Genomic DNA, 17545 nt, shown 5'->3' on the forward strand with positions numbered 1-17545 from the left:
AATGGCAGCAGAAAAACTATCAACACGACATCTTTTAGGCATTAAAGATATTACCCTGAATGATATTGAATTGATTTTTGAGACTGCAGATAATTTCAAGGGCGTCATTAACAGGACGATAAAAAAAGTCCCTTCACTGCGTGATATTACAATTGCTAATATCTTCTTCGAAAACTCAACACGTACCAAACTATCCTTTGAACTGGCAGAAAAAAGACTTTCGGCCGATGTGATCAATTTCGCAGCCTCCTCCTCTTCTGTAAGTAAAGGAGAAACACTAATTGATACCGTAAATAATATCCTGGCCATGAAAGTGGATATGGTAGTCATGAGACATCCATACGCAGGTGCAGGTGTATTTCTGAGCAAACACATCAATGCACAGATCGTAAATGCCGGAGACGGCGCGCATGAGCACCCTACACAAGCATTACTGGACGCTTACTCAATCCGTGAGAAACTAGGTGAAGTAGCAGGAAAGAAAGTCGTGATTGTCGGAGATATCCTGCATTCAAGAGTAGCGATCTCCAATATACTCTGCTTGCAAAAACTAGGTGCAGAAGTGATGGTTTGCGGACCGACTACACTGATCCCAAAACATATAGCCAGCCTGGGCGTAAAAGTTGAACATGACCTGATCAAAGCGCTAAACTGGTGCGATGTTGCAAACATGCTGCGCATTCAGCTGGAAAGACAAGATATCAAATATTTCCCTTCCTTAAGAGAATATGCGATGATGTACGGCCTGAATAAACAGATCCTGGATAACCTGGACAAAGAAATCATTGTCATGCACCCAGGTCCCATTAACAGAGGTGTGGAGATAACAAGTGATGTCGCTGACAGTAAACAATCTATCATTTTAGACCAGGTAGAAAATGGAGTAGCCATCAGAATGGCTGTACTTTATCTGCTTGCTTCTCAGAGAGATTAGTCTTCAAACCTTTTCTTTTATAACATTCCGGCTGAATTAACGTTAAACAGTGTTATCAACACTTGTTAACTTCTTATGTTAACAAGACACTTTACAATAATTATATTAGCAGCAACCATATTTGAAATCATTGCAACCATCATGAGTTTATCACGTTTTAAACCGTGTTAACCCATGTTAGTTTCATAACCGCTTAAAGAAATTAAACACCAATGAAGAAAAAATACTTTTTTATTCCGCTTTTATTAGCTGGTAACCTTACCGCAGGTTATGCGCAGGTAAGTGCGTTAGTAAACCTCAATAAAAACTATCAGACGGGCCTTGAATTACTTCAAAACGAAAAGTATGTCGCTGCAGCTCAACAATTCAGATTGGTTGAACAGCTAAGACAAAAACCCGGAACAGCTCAGGAAAGTAATGCGGAACTTTCTTTACTCAAAGAAAACGCCAAGTTTTATGCCGCTGTCTGTGCATTGGAATTAGGTAACCGCGATGCAGAAAGCCTATTTCAAACCTTCATTAAAGACTATCCGTTAAATCCAAATACTAAATTAGCTTACTTCCATGTAGGTAAATCTTATTTCGCGCAAAAAAACTACCAGAAAGCATTGGACTGGTTTGAAAAAACTGACCCTTCTACCCTTTCTCAGAAACAAAGAACAGAATACCAGTTCAAACAGGCTTATTCTTATTTCGAACTGAAAAACATAGAAAAAGCAGAACCTTTATTTGAAGCAGTAAAACAAGTTGACGGCCCTTTCCAGGAAAGTGCAACTTATTACTTTGCTTATATCAATTACCTGAATAAAGAGTATAAAACAGCCCTGAGTAATTTTGAAAAACTGAAAGGTTCTAAAACTTATGAAGCAAGTTATCCTTATTATATCACCTCCATGTACTACCTGGATGAGCGCTATGATGATGTGATCAGTTATGCAGTTCCGGTATTAAAAAATACCAAACAACAATTTGAAGCAGAAATGCTGAGTTTAATTGCTGCTTCTTATTTTGCTAAATCAGACTACAAAAATGCAGCACTGTATTTCAGTGACTTTTATACCAAAAGCGGTAATACTAAAACTAAAAACAATCTCTTCATTTACCAATACGGTTACTCCCTGTTCGAATTGGGGATGTACAGAGAATCTGTAGGTATATTAGAGCAGTTAACTACCGATGATGTGTATTTGCAAAGCGGTATGCACACCTTAGGCCGTGCTTTCATTAAACTAGGTGACAAATCAAAAGCAAGAAGTGCTTTCTTCAGAGCATCCCGTCTTGAATTTGACAAAGTGACGCAGGAAGATGCCTGGATTAACTATGCAAGATTAAGTTATGAACTTGATTTCAATCAGCAGGCGTTAGAATCTACACAGAGCTTCTTAAAGCAATTCCCTTCTTCGCGTAAAATTAACGACGCCAAAACATTATTGGGCGAGATTCTTTTAACCAGCAAAAACTACCAGGCTGCAATTGATATTTTAGAGCCTATTCAGAATAAATCACCAGAAGCACTGGAAGCTTACCAGAAAGTATTATACTTCAGAGGTTTGGAATTCTACAACGAACGTGCTTTCCCGAACGGGCTTTCGATGTTCCAGCGTTCCAATGCAATTCCCAATGATGCTGAGATTCATGCATTGAGTACTTACTGGATGGCAGAAGCCATGTACGAGTTACGCAAGTACGGAGAAGCAGTCAGAACATTTGAGAAATTCCTGGCCATGCCTGATGCAGATAAAACCAAAGTATACAACTTTGCGAATTATGCATTGGCTTATGCAGCCTTTGAAGATGAGAAATATGCAAAAGCAGCAACTTACTTTGAACGCTTCCTGAATGGAAATGATAAAGACAAAAACACAGTAGTTGATGCAACCATGCGTTTAGCGGATTCTTACTTCGTAAGCAAAAGCTATGCAAATGCCTTAACCTACTATAACAGAATCATCACCAACAAATCAACAGGTGAAGATTATGCATTGTTCCAGAGAGGGATGATCCAGGGATTACAGGGACAGGACGATACCAAGATTACTACAATGGGCAGCCTGTTACAACAATTCCCATCTTCAAATTATGCAGATGATGCAGGTTTTGAAATTGCCTATACCTATTTCAATAAAGGTGACCTGGACAAATCAAAAACTGACCTGACTGCACTGATCACTAAATACCCGAACAGCAGTTATGTACCAAGAGCACTGGTTACAATCGGACTGGTACAATATAACCAGGATAAAGATGAAGAAGCACTGGCATCGTTCAAGAAAGTAATCAACGACTATGCAAGTACTGAAGAAGCTAAACAAGCTTTGGAATCTATCAAAAATATCTATGTGGACCGCGGTGATGCCAATGGCTTTATCGCTTATGCGAACACCACACCTATCGGTAATTATACGGTAGCAGAACAGGATAATATTGTTTTCTCGGCAGCCAAAAACACTTACCTGAAAGGTGATGCACAAGGAACAGTAGAAAGCGTAAATGCTTACTTTGACAAGTATCCAAAAGCGATACATGCTAAAGAAGCGAAGTTTATCAGAGCAGAATCACTAGTTAAACTGAACCGTCCTGATGATGCAATTGCTGATTACGAATTCATCCTGAATGACTGGACAAGTGATTACACAGAACGTTCACTGGTTAGCATTTCTAAATTATTCTTAGCACAGAAAAAATACAATGAAGCTATCGTATATCTGAAAAGACTGGAAACATCTGCAGATTACAAGTCACATTATTCATTTGCAATTAATAATCTGCTTCAGGCTTATACGGCGTTGAACATGCCAGATGATATGTTGAAGTATGTATTGCTGACTAAAGAATCTGACAAAGCTTCTGAAGAAGAAGTGAACAGTGCAGATCTTTATGCTGGTAAAGCTTACTTGTTAAAAGCAGATACTACAATGGCTGTGAAATCATTCAGTAATGTAGTTGCTAAAACAAAAACACTGGCTGCTGCTGAAGCAAAATACACATTGGCAGAAATCCAATATAATAAACATGACTATAAAGCATCTCAGAAAACTTGTTTTGATTTAGTCAATAACATGCCTTCTTACGATTACTGGGTGGCAAAAGCGTTTATCCTGCTGGCAGATAATTATGTCGCATTAAAAGACAAACTGCAAGCGAAAAGTACGCTCTTAAGTATTATTGATAACTATGACGGTAAAGATGAAATTGTCGCTACTGCCAAAGAGAAATTAGAAAAAATTAAATAAGACAAAGCACCATGAGATTCAACAAATTATTATATACTACTGTTTTTTTACTGACCGCAGGTACACTGACCATCAAGGCACAGGATAAAAAAACGACTGAAAAGAAAGCTACCGAGAAGAAGGCAGCAGAAAAGAAAGTTGCGGATAAAAAAGTAGCAGATAAAAACGATGACGACAAACAAGTAACTGAAGAGATCGAAGTCGTAAGACCTTATAAGCCAATTTTGGCCGAAGCAGTTAAATTAAGAAGAAGCCCGGACTTGAACGATGTTAAAACTTATAAAGCACGTTTCAATTACAGCTTAACTGATAGAAAACTGGAGCTTAATTCAGACATTGATAAATTATATGCACAAGAAGTTGCGGCAGAAAAACAAACAGAAATTATCAATAACTATGTAAAAGGTGCTTTTGGTTCTGCCAGCACAGTTTTAGGTGAAGCTTATATTAATATGGGCCGTTCTGAAAATTACCAGGCAGGTGGTTTTTTCAGACACTTCAGTCAGTCCGGAAAATTAAACGGACAGAAATTCAACCAACAGCAATTAAGCGTTTTCGGTCGCAGCATCGGTGAAAAAGCGATATTCAGCGGTCGTATTAATTACGAGAGAAAAGGTCTTTATTTCTATGGTTATGATGAAACCAATCCACTAAGAAATCCTAATCCCGGAAAGCAGTCTTTCAACTTTATTGAAGCAGAAGCTGAGGTTGTCAACAAACACAGTGAAGATGAAGATGCCTTAAGTTATGCAGCTAAAATTAACGGCTATATCTGGGGTGACCAGTTATCTGCCAGCGAAAATTCGGTTGTGATTAACGGTTATTTGAATAAAAGGATCAGCAGTTTCAACTTTGGTTTAGCTGCTTCAGGAGAGTTTGGGAATACGAAAGATGTATCAACAAGTGTAACCAATAATTTATTACGTTTAAACCCATACATCCGTTTACAGGCTAGTGGAATCAAAATCACAGCAGGAATTAACTTTGTTCAGGAGTTTGGTACGGTGTCTAAATCAAGGATCTTCCCTGCTGTAACTGCAGACTTCACAATTATTCCTGATTACCTGCAGATTTTTGGAGAGATTAAAGGAGACGTGAACAGAAATTCTATGAAAGAATTCTCGGATGAAAACCCATTCCTGAATAGCAATATTGCCATTAGAAACTCTATTGAAAAACTAAGTTTCAGTGCAGGTATTAAAGGTACTGGCGGCCCTGGTTTTGGTTACAAAGCAAGAGTATACCGCAAGGAAATTACTGACATGCCACTTTTCGTAAACAACTTTACAGACTTCAACAAATTTGATGTGATCTACGATTTCGGAACGATGAAATTATTAGGTTTAGAAGGTGAAGTTTCTGTTCAGGTGAGTGATCAGTTAAAATGGACTGGTAAAATCAACGTAGAAGATTACAAACCAGCTTCAGAACAATATAGCTGGTTCAAACCTCAATTGCGTATAAGTTCAGACCTGTTATACAATGTAACAGACAAATTAGGTTTTACTGCTGCTGTAGTTATCCAGGACGCATCAAATGCAAAAATCTACACTGCTGCTCCAGCTGCTCCTTACATCATCCCTAACCCTGCAATCGAACAAGTAGTGAATGTGAAAGGTTTTGTAGACTTAGGACTTGGCGCTAACTATAAAATCAACAACAAATTCTCAGCATTCGTTAAAGCGAATAACCTGTTAAATAAAGAGTACAGCAGATACTTATATTACCAGGCAATTGGTGTAAATGTATTTGGCGGAATCAGCTATTCGTTCTAAGAGATTGCCTGGATTTATCCAGGCAATTACAATTATAATTGGTTGATACGGAATTTAAATTTATTTTTACCAGAATGGATATCTTATCTTACCTCTCAGAACTTATTCAAACCCGTAAAGCCGTAGGAGTTTCCGGATTGGGAACTGTCTACAAAAAGAAATTACCGGGAAGGTACGATGCCGGAATGCATTCATTTGTACCACCCAGTTATACGATTGACTTTACGCCTGAAGTTAAAGAAGAGATTATATTAGCCGAATTTATCAGTAAAAAAAGGAATGTATCAATTGATACTGCCAACTACTTTATTGATGAATTCAGCACTGGTATCCTGCAGCAGCTAAATAATCAGCAGCATGCCGATTTTGGTGAACTTGGAAAGTTATATAAAGCTGATGATGAATTCCGCTTTGAACCAGCTGAAAAACTGAATTACGGTTTTGATTTTTATGGTTTACCGGTTGTAAAAGCCGATCAGGAACCTTCAGCCGAAGAGATCATGCCTGAGACACCATCAGTCGAAGAAAACCAATCCAATACAGAAGAAGAAGTAGTTCCTGCAGTTGTTCCTGTTGAAGAAGAGGAAGATCAGGCATCTGTTGAAGAGATTTCGGCTGCTTCAGAAGAGGAAGCATTACCCTTTGAAACCCCGGCTGTTCCGGATCAGATAGAAACTCCTGAACAAGAAGTAACTCTTGCTGAAGAGAAAGATGAGGCACCTGCCGAAGAGATCCCGGTAATCGTTCCTGTTGAAACAGTTGTTCCCCATATGGAAGAACCAGCGATCCCGGAAGAAAAAGAAAAAACAGAAGGAGTTCCCACAACCCATACAGAAGAGCCTGTTACTCCTGCGGCAACTACGGCAGCTCCTGCGGTTACCCCTGTCCAGGAACCAACTATAGAAACCGTTGTCCCTCACCAGGAAAATTTTATTCCCGATAGTCCCGGCCAACCGCGCAAAGATGAAAAACAACTTCGCGCAGAAATCGAAGCCCTTAATTTCTATCGTTCTAAATCTCCGGTAGCAAAAGCTACGATTACTGAGCAGGAAGAAGTGATCTGGAATATTAAAGACAATACTAAAGCGAACGAGCCAGCTCCGTTTTACAATAAGAACGAAGAAATTTACAATCCTGAAGAAGAGGAAGAGCAGCCAAAAGGTACTCCGTTATATTTAAAAATCATACTGGGTTTCCTGATTTTAGTGATCATGATGATTGTTGCCTATATGGTCAAACCAGAATGGTTTAGCGGAATATTAGCCAATAGTCCTTTTGCAACTCCGAAAACTGAAGAACCAATAAAGAGGCCCATACAGGAAAGATACAAATCTGAAGCTATTACAGCTCCTGCTGATACCCCTAAAACAACAGTTGCAGCACCTTCAACCGCTGCCCCTGCTGCCGCAAAAAAAGACTCAGTTTTGAAAAAAGCAGTAGCCCCAACACATGACGCCGCTGTTGTTTATGAGATCATAGGCGCTTCCATGCACGATCAGAAAGAAGCAGACAGGTTCATTGAGCTGATGAAAAGGAGCGGCATCACTGCGAAAGTTGTCACCAATATGTCGGGAAAAAGACTAAAGATGAGTATTGCAACGTTAAAAGATGAGGAATCAGCCAAGCTTGAATTGGAGAGACTATCAAAAAAACTTAAGATACCCGGAATATACATTTATAAAAACAAACAATAAATATGATCACTTTGCTACAGGTTGCTACAGATACAGTACACCATTTAACAGATACCGCCAACGCCGCAAACCAGGCTGTAGCTGCTGCACCTCAGGAACTTCACTTCTTTGATTTATTAATGAAGGGTGGCTGGGTTATGCTTCCACTTGCATTTCTTGCTTTTTCTGGTTTGGTAATCTTCGTTGAACGTTACCTGACAATCAGAAAATCTTCTAAAACAGAGTCTAATCTAATGCTTCAGATTAAACAATATATCCACGAAGGCAGATTGGAAAATGCGACTGCTTTATGCAGAAATACGAACTCCCCTTTGGGACGTATGCTGGAAAAAGGGCTTAGACGTATTGGCCGTCCGATCAAGGATATTGAAGCTGCAATTGAGAACGTAGGTAAACTGGAAGTCTCTAAACTAGAGAAAAACATCAGCATCTTAGGGATCATTGCAGGTATCGCGCCCATGTTAGGTTTCGTAGGAACAATTATCGGGGTAATTACAATTTTCCATGATGTATCCGTAAAAGGTGCGATTGAAATCGGAACTATATCTGGTGGTTTATATACTAAAATGATTACTTCAGCAACAGGGCTGATTGTAGGTATTATCGCTTATGTATTATACCACATCCTGAATGCAATGGTTGAAAGGATCATCCTGAGAATGGAAACCGATGCATTAGAATTTATTGATCTATTAGAGGAACCAGGTAAATAATGAATCTACGCAAAAGAAATAAAGGAACTGTTGAGGTACACACTTCTGCGCTGAATGACATCATGTTTTTCCTGATGCTGTTCTTCCTGCTTGCTTCGGCAGCAGTGAACCCGCAGGTCGTTAAATTACTTCTTCCACGTTCTGAATCCGGACAACAATCTGCTGCCCAGAAAACAGTGACGGTCTCTATCAATGATAATCTGACTTATTTTGTAGAGAAACAACCAGTCACACTGGATCAGATGAAAGCAAGTATTGAAACTTATCAAAAGGCATCTCCGGATCTGACAATCGTATTATATGTTGCCAGAGGAGTTTCCATCGAGAATACTATGGCAGTTTTTGATGTAGCCAATCAGTTGAAACTGAAAGTTGTATTAGCTGTAGAACCAAAAAAATAATGACTTACCATAAAGAAGAAAATAATTATCCTAAGGCCGTAGCAATATCCACCGCGATCATGGCTGGTTTATTGATATTAAGCTTTTTTATTGCTATCGGGACTTTCAAACCTGTTGAAGAAGCAGGTATGGGCGGAATGGTAGTTAATTATGGTACTTCTGTAGAGGGAATGGGTACGGATTATACCAGTATAGAGGAACCTTCTGCCGACCCGGATGCAAACAAGCAGCTTCCTGACAAAGTAGTTCCTGAAAAGGTAGTTACGCCTGTTAAATCAGTAGAAAGTTCCGACAAGGAAATCACGACACAAGACAACGAAGAAGCCGTAAGTATCAGTACTAAGAAAAACACGAAACCTTCTACCCCTACTGTCGCTACCAAAGTGGTTGACAAACCAGCTAAACCTGCTGTAAATCAAAATGCACTTTATAAAGGTAAAGCCAACAAAGGAAATGGACAGGGAGATGGGACCGGAACTACACCTGGTAATCAGGGATCAGTTAACGGAGATCCATTAGCTAACAATTATGGTGAAGGCGGTTCTGGTTTTGGTGGTACGCCAATTGCATTAAGACGCTTTACTAACCTGGTAACCCCTCAGGATAACGGACAAAAAACAGGTAAAATAGCAGTCAGGATCAGTATCAATAAACAAGGGATAGTTGTAGATGCCACTCCTGGTGTCAGAGGGACAACCTTGCAGGATCTGGATCTCTGGGCTAAATGTAAAGCAGCCGTAATGGGTGCACGTCTCAACCAATCTGAATCTGCACCTGACCTGCAGGTAGGCGTTGTAGTTTTTAATTTTAAAGTGAAATAATTCGGTTTCTTTGATACTTTTGTACCCTTAGCAAATCATTTCAATGACTTATTTAGAAACCCTGGATTACCTGTACAGCAGACTTCCAATGTTTACCCGTATCGGTGCAGCAGCAATGAAAAAGGACTTACACAACACGATCGTGATGTGTGAAAATCTGGGAAACCCTCAGGATAAATTTAAGACTATACACGTAGGCGGTACAAATGGGAAAGGCTCTACTTCACATATGCTTGCGGCTATTTTACAGAAAGCCGGTTACAAAACCGGCTTATATACCTCTCCCCATTTAAAAGACTTCAGAGAAAGGATCAGAGTAAATGGCGAAATGATCACTGAACGTTTCGTCACTGATTTTACCGCACAGCAAAAAGAGCTTATGGAATCCATTAGCCCTTCTTTTTTTGAAGTAACCGTGGCGATGGCATTTGCTTACTTCGAAGCAGAAAAGGTTGACGTAGCCATTGTTGAAGTTGGCCTTGGCGGCAGAAAAGATTCGACAAATATCATTCATCCGGCGTTGTCCGTAATTACAAATATCAGCTTTGACCATACCAATTTATTAGGCAATACCCTGTTTGAAATTGCTGGACAGAAAGCTGGGATTATCAAACCCGGAGTGCCCGCTGTGATCGGAGAAAGACAAGAAGAAATTGCGCAGGTATTCATAACTGAAGCCAAAGAAACAGCAAGTGAGCTGATCTTTGCAAATACGGAGCTGCGTGTTCAGGATACCGTACGCGAAGGCAGACTACTGAAAACATCAGTTTATCAACAAGATACCTGTCTGTTTAAAGATTTGACACTTGATCTGAGCGGATTTTATCAGCTAAAAAACTTGCTGACAGTCATACAATCTGTACTGACATTGAATCAACATGGCTTTAACATTACTGATGAAGCCTTGTATAGTGGTTTGGCCCATACCGTTCAAATTACTGGTTTACAAGGAAGATGGCAAACCCTCCAGGAGAATCCTTTAATTATCTGTGATACCGGACATAATATTGCAGGTATCCAGGAAGTACTGGAAAACATCAATGCCACCGAATATCACAATTTACATATCGTTATTGGCATGTTAGGCGATAAAGATGTGACCAGTGTATTGGAAATGCTCCCGTTAAATGCAAAATACTACTTTTGCCAGCCCGATCTGGAAAGAGCAATGCCAGCACATCAACTGGCAGAACAAGCGGCAAAATTTATGTTACAAGGCCCTGTTTTCGAAACGGTAACCTTAGCTTTGAACGCAGCTAAAGCGACTGCTGAAACCGATGATCTGATTTTTGTTGGTGGGAGTACATTCGTCGTAGCTGAAGTGCTTTAAAGCTTATTCAAGCTTCATAACCTGATTTACAGCAGGTTTAGCTGGTTTATTAACCTATATAATAATGTAATCAATACCTGATGAAGAAAACTTACCTGTTATTTACCGCACTTTGTTGTTTGTGCACAGTGACTCTGGCACAGAAAAAAACAAAAAGTACAGGAACTTATCCTGCAACCATTGACCGTCCGAAACTCGTTATCGGATTAGTTGTCGATCAAATGCGCTGGGACTATCTTTACCGTTATTATGACAGATATTCAAACGGAGGTTTCAAACGCCTGATCAATGATGGATTTTCAGCTGAGAATACATTCATCCCTTATACCCCTACTTATACTGCCGTTGGGCACTCCAGTATTTACACGGGTTCTGTACCTGCAATTACCGGAATTGTTGGTAATGATTGGTATGACCCCCAATTAAGAAGAAACGTTTACTGTACAGAAGATACAAGTGTAGTATCTGTAGGCTCAACTACCAGGGCAGGTATGATGTCTCCTAAAAATTTACTGAGCAGTACGATCACAGATGAACTGCGCCTGGCTACAAACTTCAAAGGTAAAGTAGTTGGTATTTCGTTAAAAGACCGTGGCTCAATCCTGCCAGCTGGTCATACACCAAATGGCGCTTACTGGTACGATGGCCAAACCGGCGACTGGATTACCAGTACTTATTACATGTCTCAGCTTCCAGCATGGGTGCAGGACTATAATAAGCTGAAAATGGCCAATAAATATTATGAGCAAAACTGGAATACGCTTTATCCTATTGAAAGCTATACACAAAGCACAGCCGATAATAAAGACTATGAAGGTAAAACCAGAGGAGAAGCAACACCAACCTTCCCACATCCTTTAAAACTTTATGCAGGGAAAAACTATGACATGATCAGAAGTACTCCTTACGGAAATACAATCACACTTGATCTTGCCAAAGTAGCCATTAAAGCAGAAGATCTTGGCCAGGACAACATTACAGATTTTTTAGCGGTAAGCTGCTCTTCGACTGATTATATTGGTCACCAATACGGACCAAATTCAATCGAAGCAGAAGACACTTACCTGCGTCTGGACAAAGACCTGGAAGACTTTTTCAATTACCTGGACAAAACAGTAGGTAAAGGAAATTACCTTTTATTCCTTTCCGCAGATCATGGTGCAGCACACGTTCCTGGATTTATGAAAGAAAATAAACTTCCTGGTGGCGTGGTAGATGATAAAGCCATTGTGACCGGTTTGAATACTTATCTGGAAAGCAAATTTAAGATCAAAAAGCCAGTATTGTTAGCCATGAACAATCAGCTCATCTTTAACCACGACAATCCTGATTTCAAGCAAATTGATTTCACAGCAATGAAGTCTGCATCTATTGAATACTTAAGAACGCTTGAAGGATTTGCCGATGCTGTAGATTTAGCCCGTATTTCAGAAAGCACATTGACCGCTGTACAAAAACAAATGATTACCAATGGATACAATGCTCGTCGCAGCGGAGATGTCTATTTCATTTTACAGCCAAACTGGTTTGACGGTGGAAAAACAGGGACTACACATGGTGCATGGAATCCATACGATGCGCATATTCCTCTTGTTTTTATGGGATGGAATGTCAAGCCCGGTAAAACGAATCAAACGCATCACATGACAGATATTGCAGCTACAATAGCAGCAATGCTTCATATTCAAATGCCAAGTGGCTGTGTAGGGGAACCTATTACAGAGCTGACGCATCAATAAAATAAAAAGACAAACGCTCACTCCGCACTCCTAATTTGAAAAAATTGTGTGTCCAGATAGGGTTTGTCTTTTTTTGTGCCTTTATATTTTAAAAGCAATAGAAAACAGCAGTTATATATTATTTTGACTTTCAATAATCAAACTTGCTATATAGTTTTTATTAACTTTACTGACCAAATATAATTTCTTTAATGGAACCAATTAAGAGCTACGTACCCAAAAATAAAATTCGTTTTGTAACAGCAGCAGCCCTTTTCGACGGACACGATGCTACCATAAATATCATGCGCCGTATTCTGCAATCTTCAGGCGCGGAAGTTATCCATCTCGGTCACAACAGATCTGTAGAAGAAGTTGTCAATTGTGCAATTCAGGAAGATGTACAAGGTATTGCAATGACCTCCTATCAAGGCGGGCACCTGGAATATTTCAAATATATGTATGATTTGCTTCAGGAAAAAGGAGCTGCAAAAATTAAAATATTTGCAGGTGGAGGTGGTGTAATCCTACCTGTTGAAATTGCAGAACTCCAAGCCTACGGGATCACCCGGATTTACTCTCCTGATGATGGCCGGACAATGGGCTTACAGGGGATGATCAATAACATGCTGGAGCAAACAGATTTTATCACCACCAAGTCAATTACCAACGAATTGGAGATGATCCCCCGCAAAGAGGTAAGAAGTATTGCTTCTGCAATCACAGTTGCCGAAAACGATCCTGCAGGTGCGCAAGCATTCGTCAACGAATTGAAAGTACTGACCAGCAAAAGCCAGGCTCCTGTATTAGGGATTACCGGCACCGGTGGTTCTGGAAAGTCTTCGCTGGTAGATGAACTGGTGAGGCGTTTCCTGATGGAAGTGAAAGACAAAACACTGGCAATTATCTCTGTTGACCCTTCTAAGAGAAAAACAGGCGGAGCATTACTGGGTGACCGGATCAGGATGAATGCCATTAACAATCCAAGAATTTATATGCGTTCACTGGCGACAAGACAAGCAAATTTAGCCTTGTCTGTCAATGTGCAGGAAAGCATTGATATCTGTAAAGCTGCAGGCTACGACATGATTATTGTGGAGACCTCAGGTATTGGTCAGTCTGATACAGAAATTACAGAGCATTGCGATGTTTCTCTATATGTAATGACACCGGAATTTGGTGCAGCAACACAATTAGAGAAAATAGACATGCTTGATTTTGCCGATTTAGTGGCGATTAACAAGTTTGATAAACGTGGAGCTTTAGATGCTTTGCGCGATGTCCGCAAACAATACAAAAGGAACCATAACCTGTTTGAAGCGAAAGACGACACCATTCCGGTATTCGGTACGATGGCTTCTCAGTTCAATGATCCTGGAATGAATAACCTGTTTACTGCCCTGATGGCGAAGATCAAAGAACGCACAGGAACAGACTTCAAGGCGAGAATGCTGATGACAGCAGGTCAATCAGAGAAAATATATATCATTCCACCAGACCGTTCAAGATACCTGGCAGAAATTGCAGAATCAAGCCAGGCTTATAATGAATGGGTTGACCTTCAAAGTGGTATCGCCAGAAAGCTTTATCAGCTAAGTGGCGTACTGGAGCTTTGTGAAGACGAAAAGTCTGCAAAGACAGGGAAAGATACAGAACCATTAAAGGCGTCCCTGAAGGATATCTATAATCACTTAGAGGAACAATTAGATGGACAATGTCGCAGATTATTGAGAGAATGGCCAGAAACTGTTCAAAAATATAAAGAAGAATATTTTGTCTATAAAGTAAGGGATAAGGAGATTAAACAACCTTTATTCTATGAATCTTTATCACAGCTCAAGATCCCTAAGGTTTCCCTGCCAAGATATAAAGACTGGGGAGATATCCTGCGCTGGTTATTAACGGAAAATGTCCCGGGTGAATTCCCTTACGCAGCCGGAGTATTTCCGCTGAAACGTGATGGAGAAGATCCAACCAGGATGTTTGCAGGAGAAGGCGGACCAGAAAGAACCAACAAGCGTTTCCATTATGTATCCCTTGGACAACCTGCACACCGTTTATCTACTGCATTTGATTCGGTAACCCTATATGGCGAAGATCCGCATATCAGACCAGATATTTATGGCAAAATAGGGAATTCAGGAGTGAGTATTGCGACACTGGATGATGCGAAAAAATTATACTCAGGTTTCGATCTGTGTGCTTCTTCTACTTCAGTATCTATGACCATTAATGGCCCTGCTCCTATGCTGTTAGGCTTCTTTATGAATGTGGCTATTGATCAGCAATGTGAGAAATACATTATTGAACATGAACTGTTAGACGAGGTTAATGAGAAGATTACTCAAATCTATAAGGAAAAGAAAATTGACAGGCCTGTTTACAGCGGCGCATTGCCAGAAGGTAATAATGGACTTGGTTTATTGCTGTTGGGTGTAACCGGCGATCAGGTTTTACCAGCTGATGTTTATGCTAAAATCCGCGCTTATGCGATTAGTACTGTCCGTGGTACAGTACAGGCAGATATCCTTAAAGAAGATCAGGCACAGAATACCTGTATTTTCTCTACAGAGTTTGCCTTGAGAATGATGGGTGACATTCAGAAGTATTTTATTGATGAGAAAGTACGCAATTTCTACTCTGTTTCTATTTCAGGGTATCACATTGCCGAAGCTGGTGCGAATCCAATCTCACAATTGGCTTTTACTTTAAGTAACGGATTTACTTTTGTAGAATACTATCTGAGCAGAGGCATGCATATTGATGATTTCGCGCCCAACTTATCTTTCTTCTTCTCTAATGGAATAGACCCTGAATATGCGGTAATAGGCCGCGTAGCCAGACGCATCTGGGCAAAGGCGATCAAGAACAAGTATAAAGGAAATGACCGTTCACAGAAGCTTAAATATCATATTCAGACTTCGGGCAGATCATTGCACGCACAGGAAATTGATTTTAACGATATAAGAACTACCCTTCAAGCATTATATGCAATTTATGATAACTGTAATTCGCTGCATACCAATGCTTATGATGAAGCTATCACTACACCTACAGAAGATTCAGTAAGAAGAGCAATGGCTATTCAGCTGATCATTAACAGAGAACTGGGATTAGCTAAAAATGAGAACCCCTTACAAGGTGCCTTTATTATTGAAGATTTAACAGACCTGGTAGAAGAAGCTGTACTGACTGAATTTAAAAGGATCAATGACCGAGGCGGCGTTTTAGGCGCAATGGAAACGATGTACCAACGGAGTAAAATCCAGGAAGAAAGCCTGTATTATGAAACCTTGAAGCATAATGGAGAATATCCGATTGTGGGTGTAAATACATTCTTAAATAAAAACGGATCACCAACAGTTGTTCCCGGCGAAATTATCCGTGCAACAGAAGAGGAAAAACAATTTCAGATTGCTGCTTTGGATGAATTCCAGAAAAGAAATGCTGACCATACAGTAGCGGCCTTGAAGGAGTTGCAAAGAATAGCTATTGCAGGCGGAAATACTTTTGAAGCTTTAATGGAAGCTTGTAAAATCTGTTCCCTTGGGCAGATTTCAAATGCTTTGTATGAGGTGGGTGGACAATACAGAAGGAATATGTAAACTTACTTTGTAATTCTCATAAACAGTAATAGCCCGGATGGTAGATCCGGGCTATTACTTATAAGTTATTCTTTTAGGGTTAGTATCGGAATTATTTTTATTGTATTAAGCGTGTATCCAGCTGAATTTGTATTCCATAGTTGGAGTTTTCATTCTTTCAGCAACACGTAATAAGCGGCTTGGCAGAGCCATGATATAATCACGTGCTTTTTCACCTGCTTCATTCAGATCCTGCATACTTTCAATTTTCCACTCTACAATAAGCTGCTGCATGATTTCCACATAGTCAACTGCAGTATAAACACCTAAGCGTTGTGCTGCATCTGTAAAGTGACCGAAAGTCTGCCCCATTTTCATTCCCATTTCTCTCAGGAAGTGAGCAGGCATAACAATCTTCATACGCATCATATCTTCAAAAGCAATCATAGCTTCACTCGGATCAACTTCAAAGATTTTAGACATGAAATCCTTGTAGGCTTTAGCATGTCTGGCTTCATCAGAGGCAATTACACCACAGATTTTTGAAAGTAAAGTATCTCCGTCCTTTTTAGCTAAAGAAGCTACCCTACGGTGAGATACGTTAGTTGCAAGCTCCTGGAAACTTGTATAAATGAAATTACGGTAAGGGTCGTGACCAGTACCAATGTCAAAACCATCAGCAATAAGATATTGCGTAGAGATTTCCATTTGGCGCATATCAACACGACCAGATAAATAAAGATATCTATTTAATAAATCACCGTGTCTGTTCTCTTCAGCAGTCCAGTGACGCACCCATTTCATCCAGCCACCCTGTTCATTTCTTGAAATACCATCAACCATGGATAACCATGATTCGTATGTTGGCAATGCTTCTTCTGTAATAGTATCGCCAATTAATACGGCAACAAGATCGTATGAAAGGTCATTTGCAGTTTCGCGAAGGGATTTTATATCTTGAATAAAAGTATCACTGGTAGAAACAGGCAAAAAATCAGTTGGCTGCCAATTTGTATCAATCGGTTTCAGGTAAGTATCCATCATATCAAGCATATATTGCTCAATGTGAAGCATTACTTCCCGTCTTTTTTCAGCAAAAAAACTCATTATATGTGTGTTTTAGTTTAACACCAAAGATAACCAAAATTATTTCATAATGCCTTTCTGACACCATTTAATAGCAGATTATGCTTAAAAAATGTTATTGTATGAAAGCAAATTATTAAAGAATTTATCAGATCTGTTTATACAACAGATGAAAGTGTCTGATTGTTGCATATTTTAATGAAATAAGTAGCTGCTGAAGGAGTTGGCTGTAGGGCTTGTTTACAAAAAAATTCTG

The 17545-nt window shown here is 39.7% G+C and carries 11 protein-coding genes; 10 read left to right on the plus strand and 1 reads right to left on the minus strand.

Annotated features, from left to right (window positions below):
* Nucleotide 1: 1 nt before the first annotated feature.
* From AY601_RS16255 to AY601_RS16300, 10 genes are all read left to right on the plus strand, one after another.
* Entirely contained in the window at nucleotides 2–934 is a 933-nt protein-coding gene (locus AY601_RS16255) for an aspartate carbamoyltransferase catalytic subunit (protein WP_068402951.1), read from the plus strand.
* 212 nt (nucleotides 935–1146) lie between these two features.
* Nucleotides 1147–4167: a tetratricopeptide repeat protein gene (locus tag AY601_RS16260; protein ID WP_068402954.1), complete on the plus strand. Its 3021-nt coding sequence runs from the start codon at nucleotides 1147–1149 to the stop codon at nucleotides 4165–4167.
* A gap of 11 nt (nucleotides 4168–4178) precedes the next feature.
* Entirely contained in the window at nucleotides 4179–5942 is a 1764-nt protein-coding gene (locus AY601_RS16265; protein WP_068402956.1) for a TonB-dependent receptor, read from the plus strand.
* A 74-nt stretch (nucleotides 5943–6016) separates the two neighbouring features.
* Nucleotides 6017–7636, plus strand: a complete 1620-nt coding sequence (locus tag AY601_RS16270) for a hypothetical protein (RefSeq protein ID WP_157287970.1) — start codon at nucleotides 6017–6019, stop codon at nucleotides 7634–7636.
* Nucleotides 7637–7638: 2 nt separating this feature from the next.
* Nucleotides 7639–8349 (plus strand): MotA/TolQ/ExbB proton channel family protein, encoded by a 711-nt coding sequence (locus tag AY601_RS16275; protein ID WP_068402962.1) that lies wholly within the window; start codon nucleotides 7639–7641, stop codon nucleotides 8347–8349.
* The gene (locus AY601_RS16280; protein WP_068402964.1) at nucleotides 8349–8750 is read left to right on the plus strand and encodes an ExbD/TolR family protein; all 402 of its coding nucleotides are present in this window, start codon (nucleotides 8349–8351) and stop codon (nucleotides 8748–8750) included. Before AY601_RS16275 ends, AY601_RS16280 begins: the two co-directional genes overlap by 1 nt.
* Nucleotides 8750–9571: an energy transducer TonB gene (locus AY601_RS16285; RefSeq protein WP_068402966.1), complete on the plus strand. Its 822-nt coding sequence runs from the start codon at nucleotides 8750–8752 to the stop codon at nucleotides 9569–9571. Before AY601_RS16280 ends, AY601_RS16285 begins: the two co-directional genes overlap by 1 nt.
* A 43-nt stretch (nucleotides 9572–9614) precedes the next feature.
* On the plus strand, nucleotides 9615–10901 hold the full coding sequence (locus AY601_RS16290) for a bifunctional folylpolyglutamate synthase/dihydrofolate synthase (RefSeq protein ID WP_068402968.1): 1287 nt from the start codon (nucleotides 9615–9617) through the stop codon (nucleotides 10899–10901).
* Between the two features lie 80 nt (nucleotides 10902–10981).
* The gene (gene pafA, locus AY601_RS16295; protein WP_068402970.1) at nucleotides 10982–12640 is read left to right on the plus strand and encodes an alkaline phosphatase PafA; all 1659 of its coding nucleotides are present in this window, start codon (nucleotides 10982–10984) and stop codon (nucleotides 12638–12640) included.
* A gap of 191 nt (nucleotides 12641–12831) precedes the next feature.
* The gene (locus AY601_RS16300; protein WP_068402972.1) at nucleotides 12832–16224 is read left to right on the plus strand and encodes a methylmalonyl-CoA mutase family protein; all 3393 of its coding nucleotides are present in this window, start codon (nucleotides 12832–12834) and stop codon (nucleotides 16222–16224) included.
* 105 nt (nucleotides 16225–16329) lie between these two features.
* On the opposite strand, the gene AY601_RS16305 is transcribed toward AY601_RS16300, so the two are convergent.
* Nucleotides 16330–17310 carry an acyl-ACP desaturase gene (locus AY601_RS16305; protein ID WP_068402973.1) on the minus strand — a complete coding sequence of 327 codons (981 nt, stop codon included), beginning with the start codon at nucleotides 17308–17310 and terminating at the stop codon, nucleotides 16330–16332.
* Nucleotides 17311–17545 lie beyond the last annotated feature (235 nt).

It is taken from the genome of Pedobacter cryoconitis (genome assembly GCF_001590605.1).
GTDB classification, from domain to species: Bacteria; Bacteroidota; Bacteroidia; order Sphingobacteriales; family Sphingobacteriaceae; genus Pedobacter; species Pedobacter cryoconitis_A.

Coding starts and splice junctions, on each gene's coding strand:
- AY601_RS16255 (WP_068402951.1), top strand. CDS start 2: ATGGCAGCAGAAAAACTATCAACACGACATCTTTTAGGCATTAAAGAT.
- AY601_RS16260 (WP_068402954.1), top strand. CDS start 1,147: ATGAAGAAAAAATACTTTTTTATTCCGCTTTTATTAGCTGGTAACCTT.
- AY601_RS16265 (WP_068402956.1), top strand. CDS start 4,179: ATGAGATTCAACAAATTATTATATACTACTGTTTTTTTACTGACCGCA.
- AY601_RS16270 (WP_157287970.1), top strand. CDS start 6,017: ATGGATATCTTATCTTACCTCTCAGAACTTATTCAAACCCGTAAAGCC.
- AY601_RS16275 (WP_068402962.1), top strand. CDS start 7,639: ATGATCACTTTGCTACAGGTTGCTACAGATACAGTACACCATTTAACA.
- AY601_RS16280 (WP_068402964.1), top strand. CDS start 8,349: ATGAATCTACGCAAAAGAAATAAAGGAACTGTTGAGGTACACACTTCT.
- AY601_RS16285 (WP_068402966.1), top strand. CDS start 8,750: ATGACTTACCATAAAGAAGAAAATAATTATCCTAAGGCCGTAGCAATA.
- AY601_RS16290 (WP_068402968.1), top strand. CDS start 9,615: ATGACTTATTTAGAAACCCTGGATTACCTGTACAGCAGACTTCCAATG.
- pafA (WP_068402970.1), top strand. CDS start 10,982: ATGAAGAAAACTTACCTGTTATTTACCGCACTTTGTTGTTTGTGCACA.
- AY601_RS16300 (WP_068402972.1), top strand. CDS start 12,832: ATGGAACCAATTAAGAGCTACGTACCCAAAAATAAAATTCGTTTTGTA.
- AY601_RS16305 (WP_068402973.1), bottom strand. CDS start 17,310: ATGAGTTTTTTTGCTGAAAAAAGACGGGAAGTAATGCTTCACATTGAG.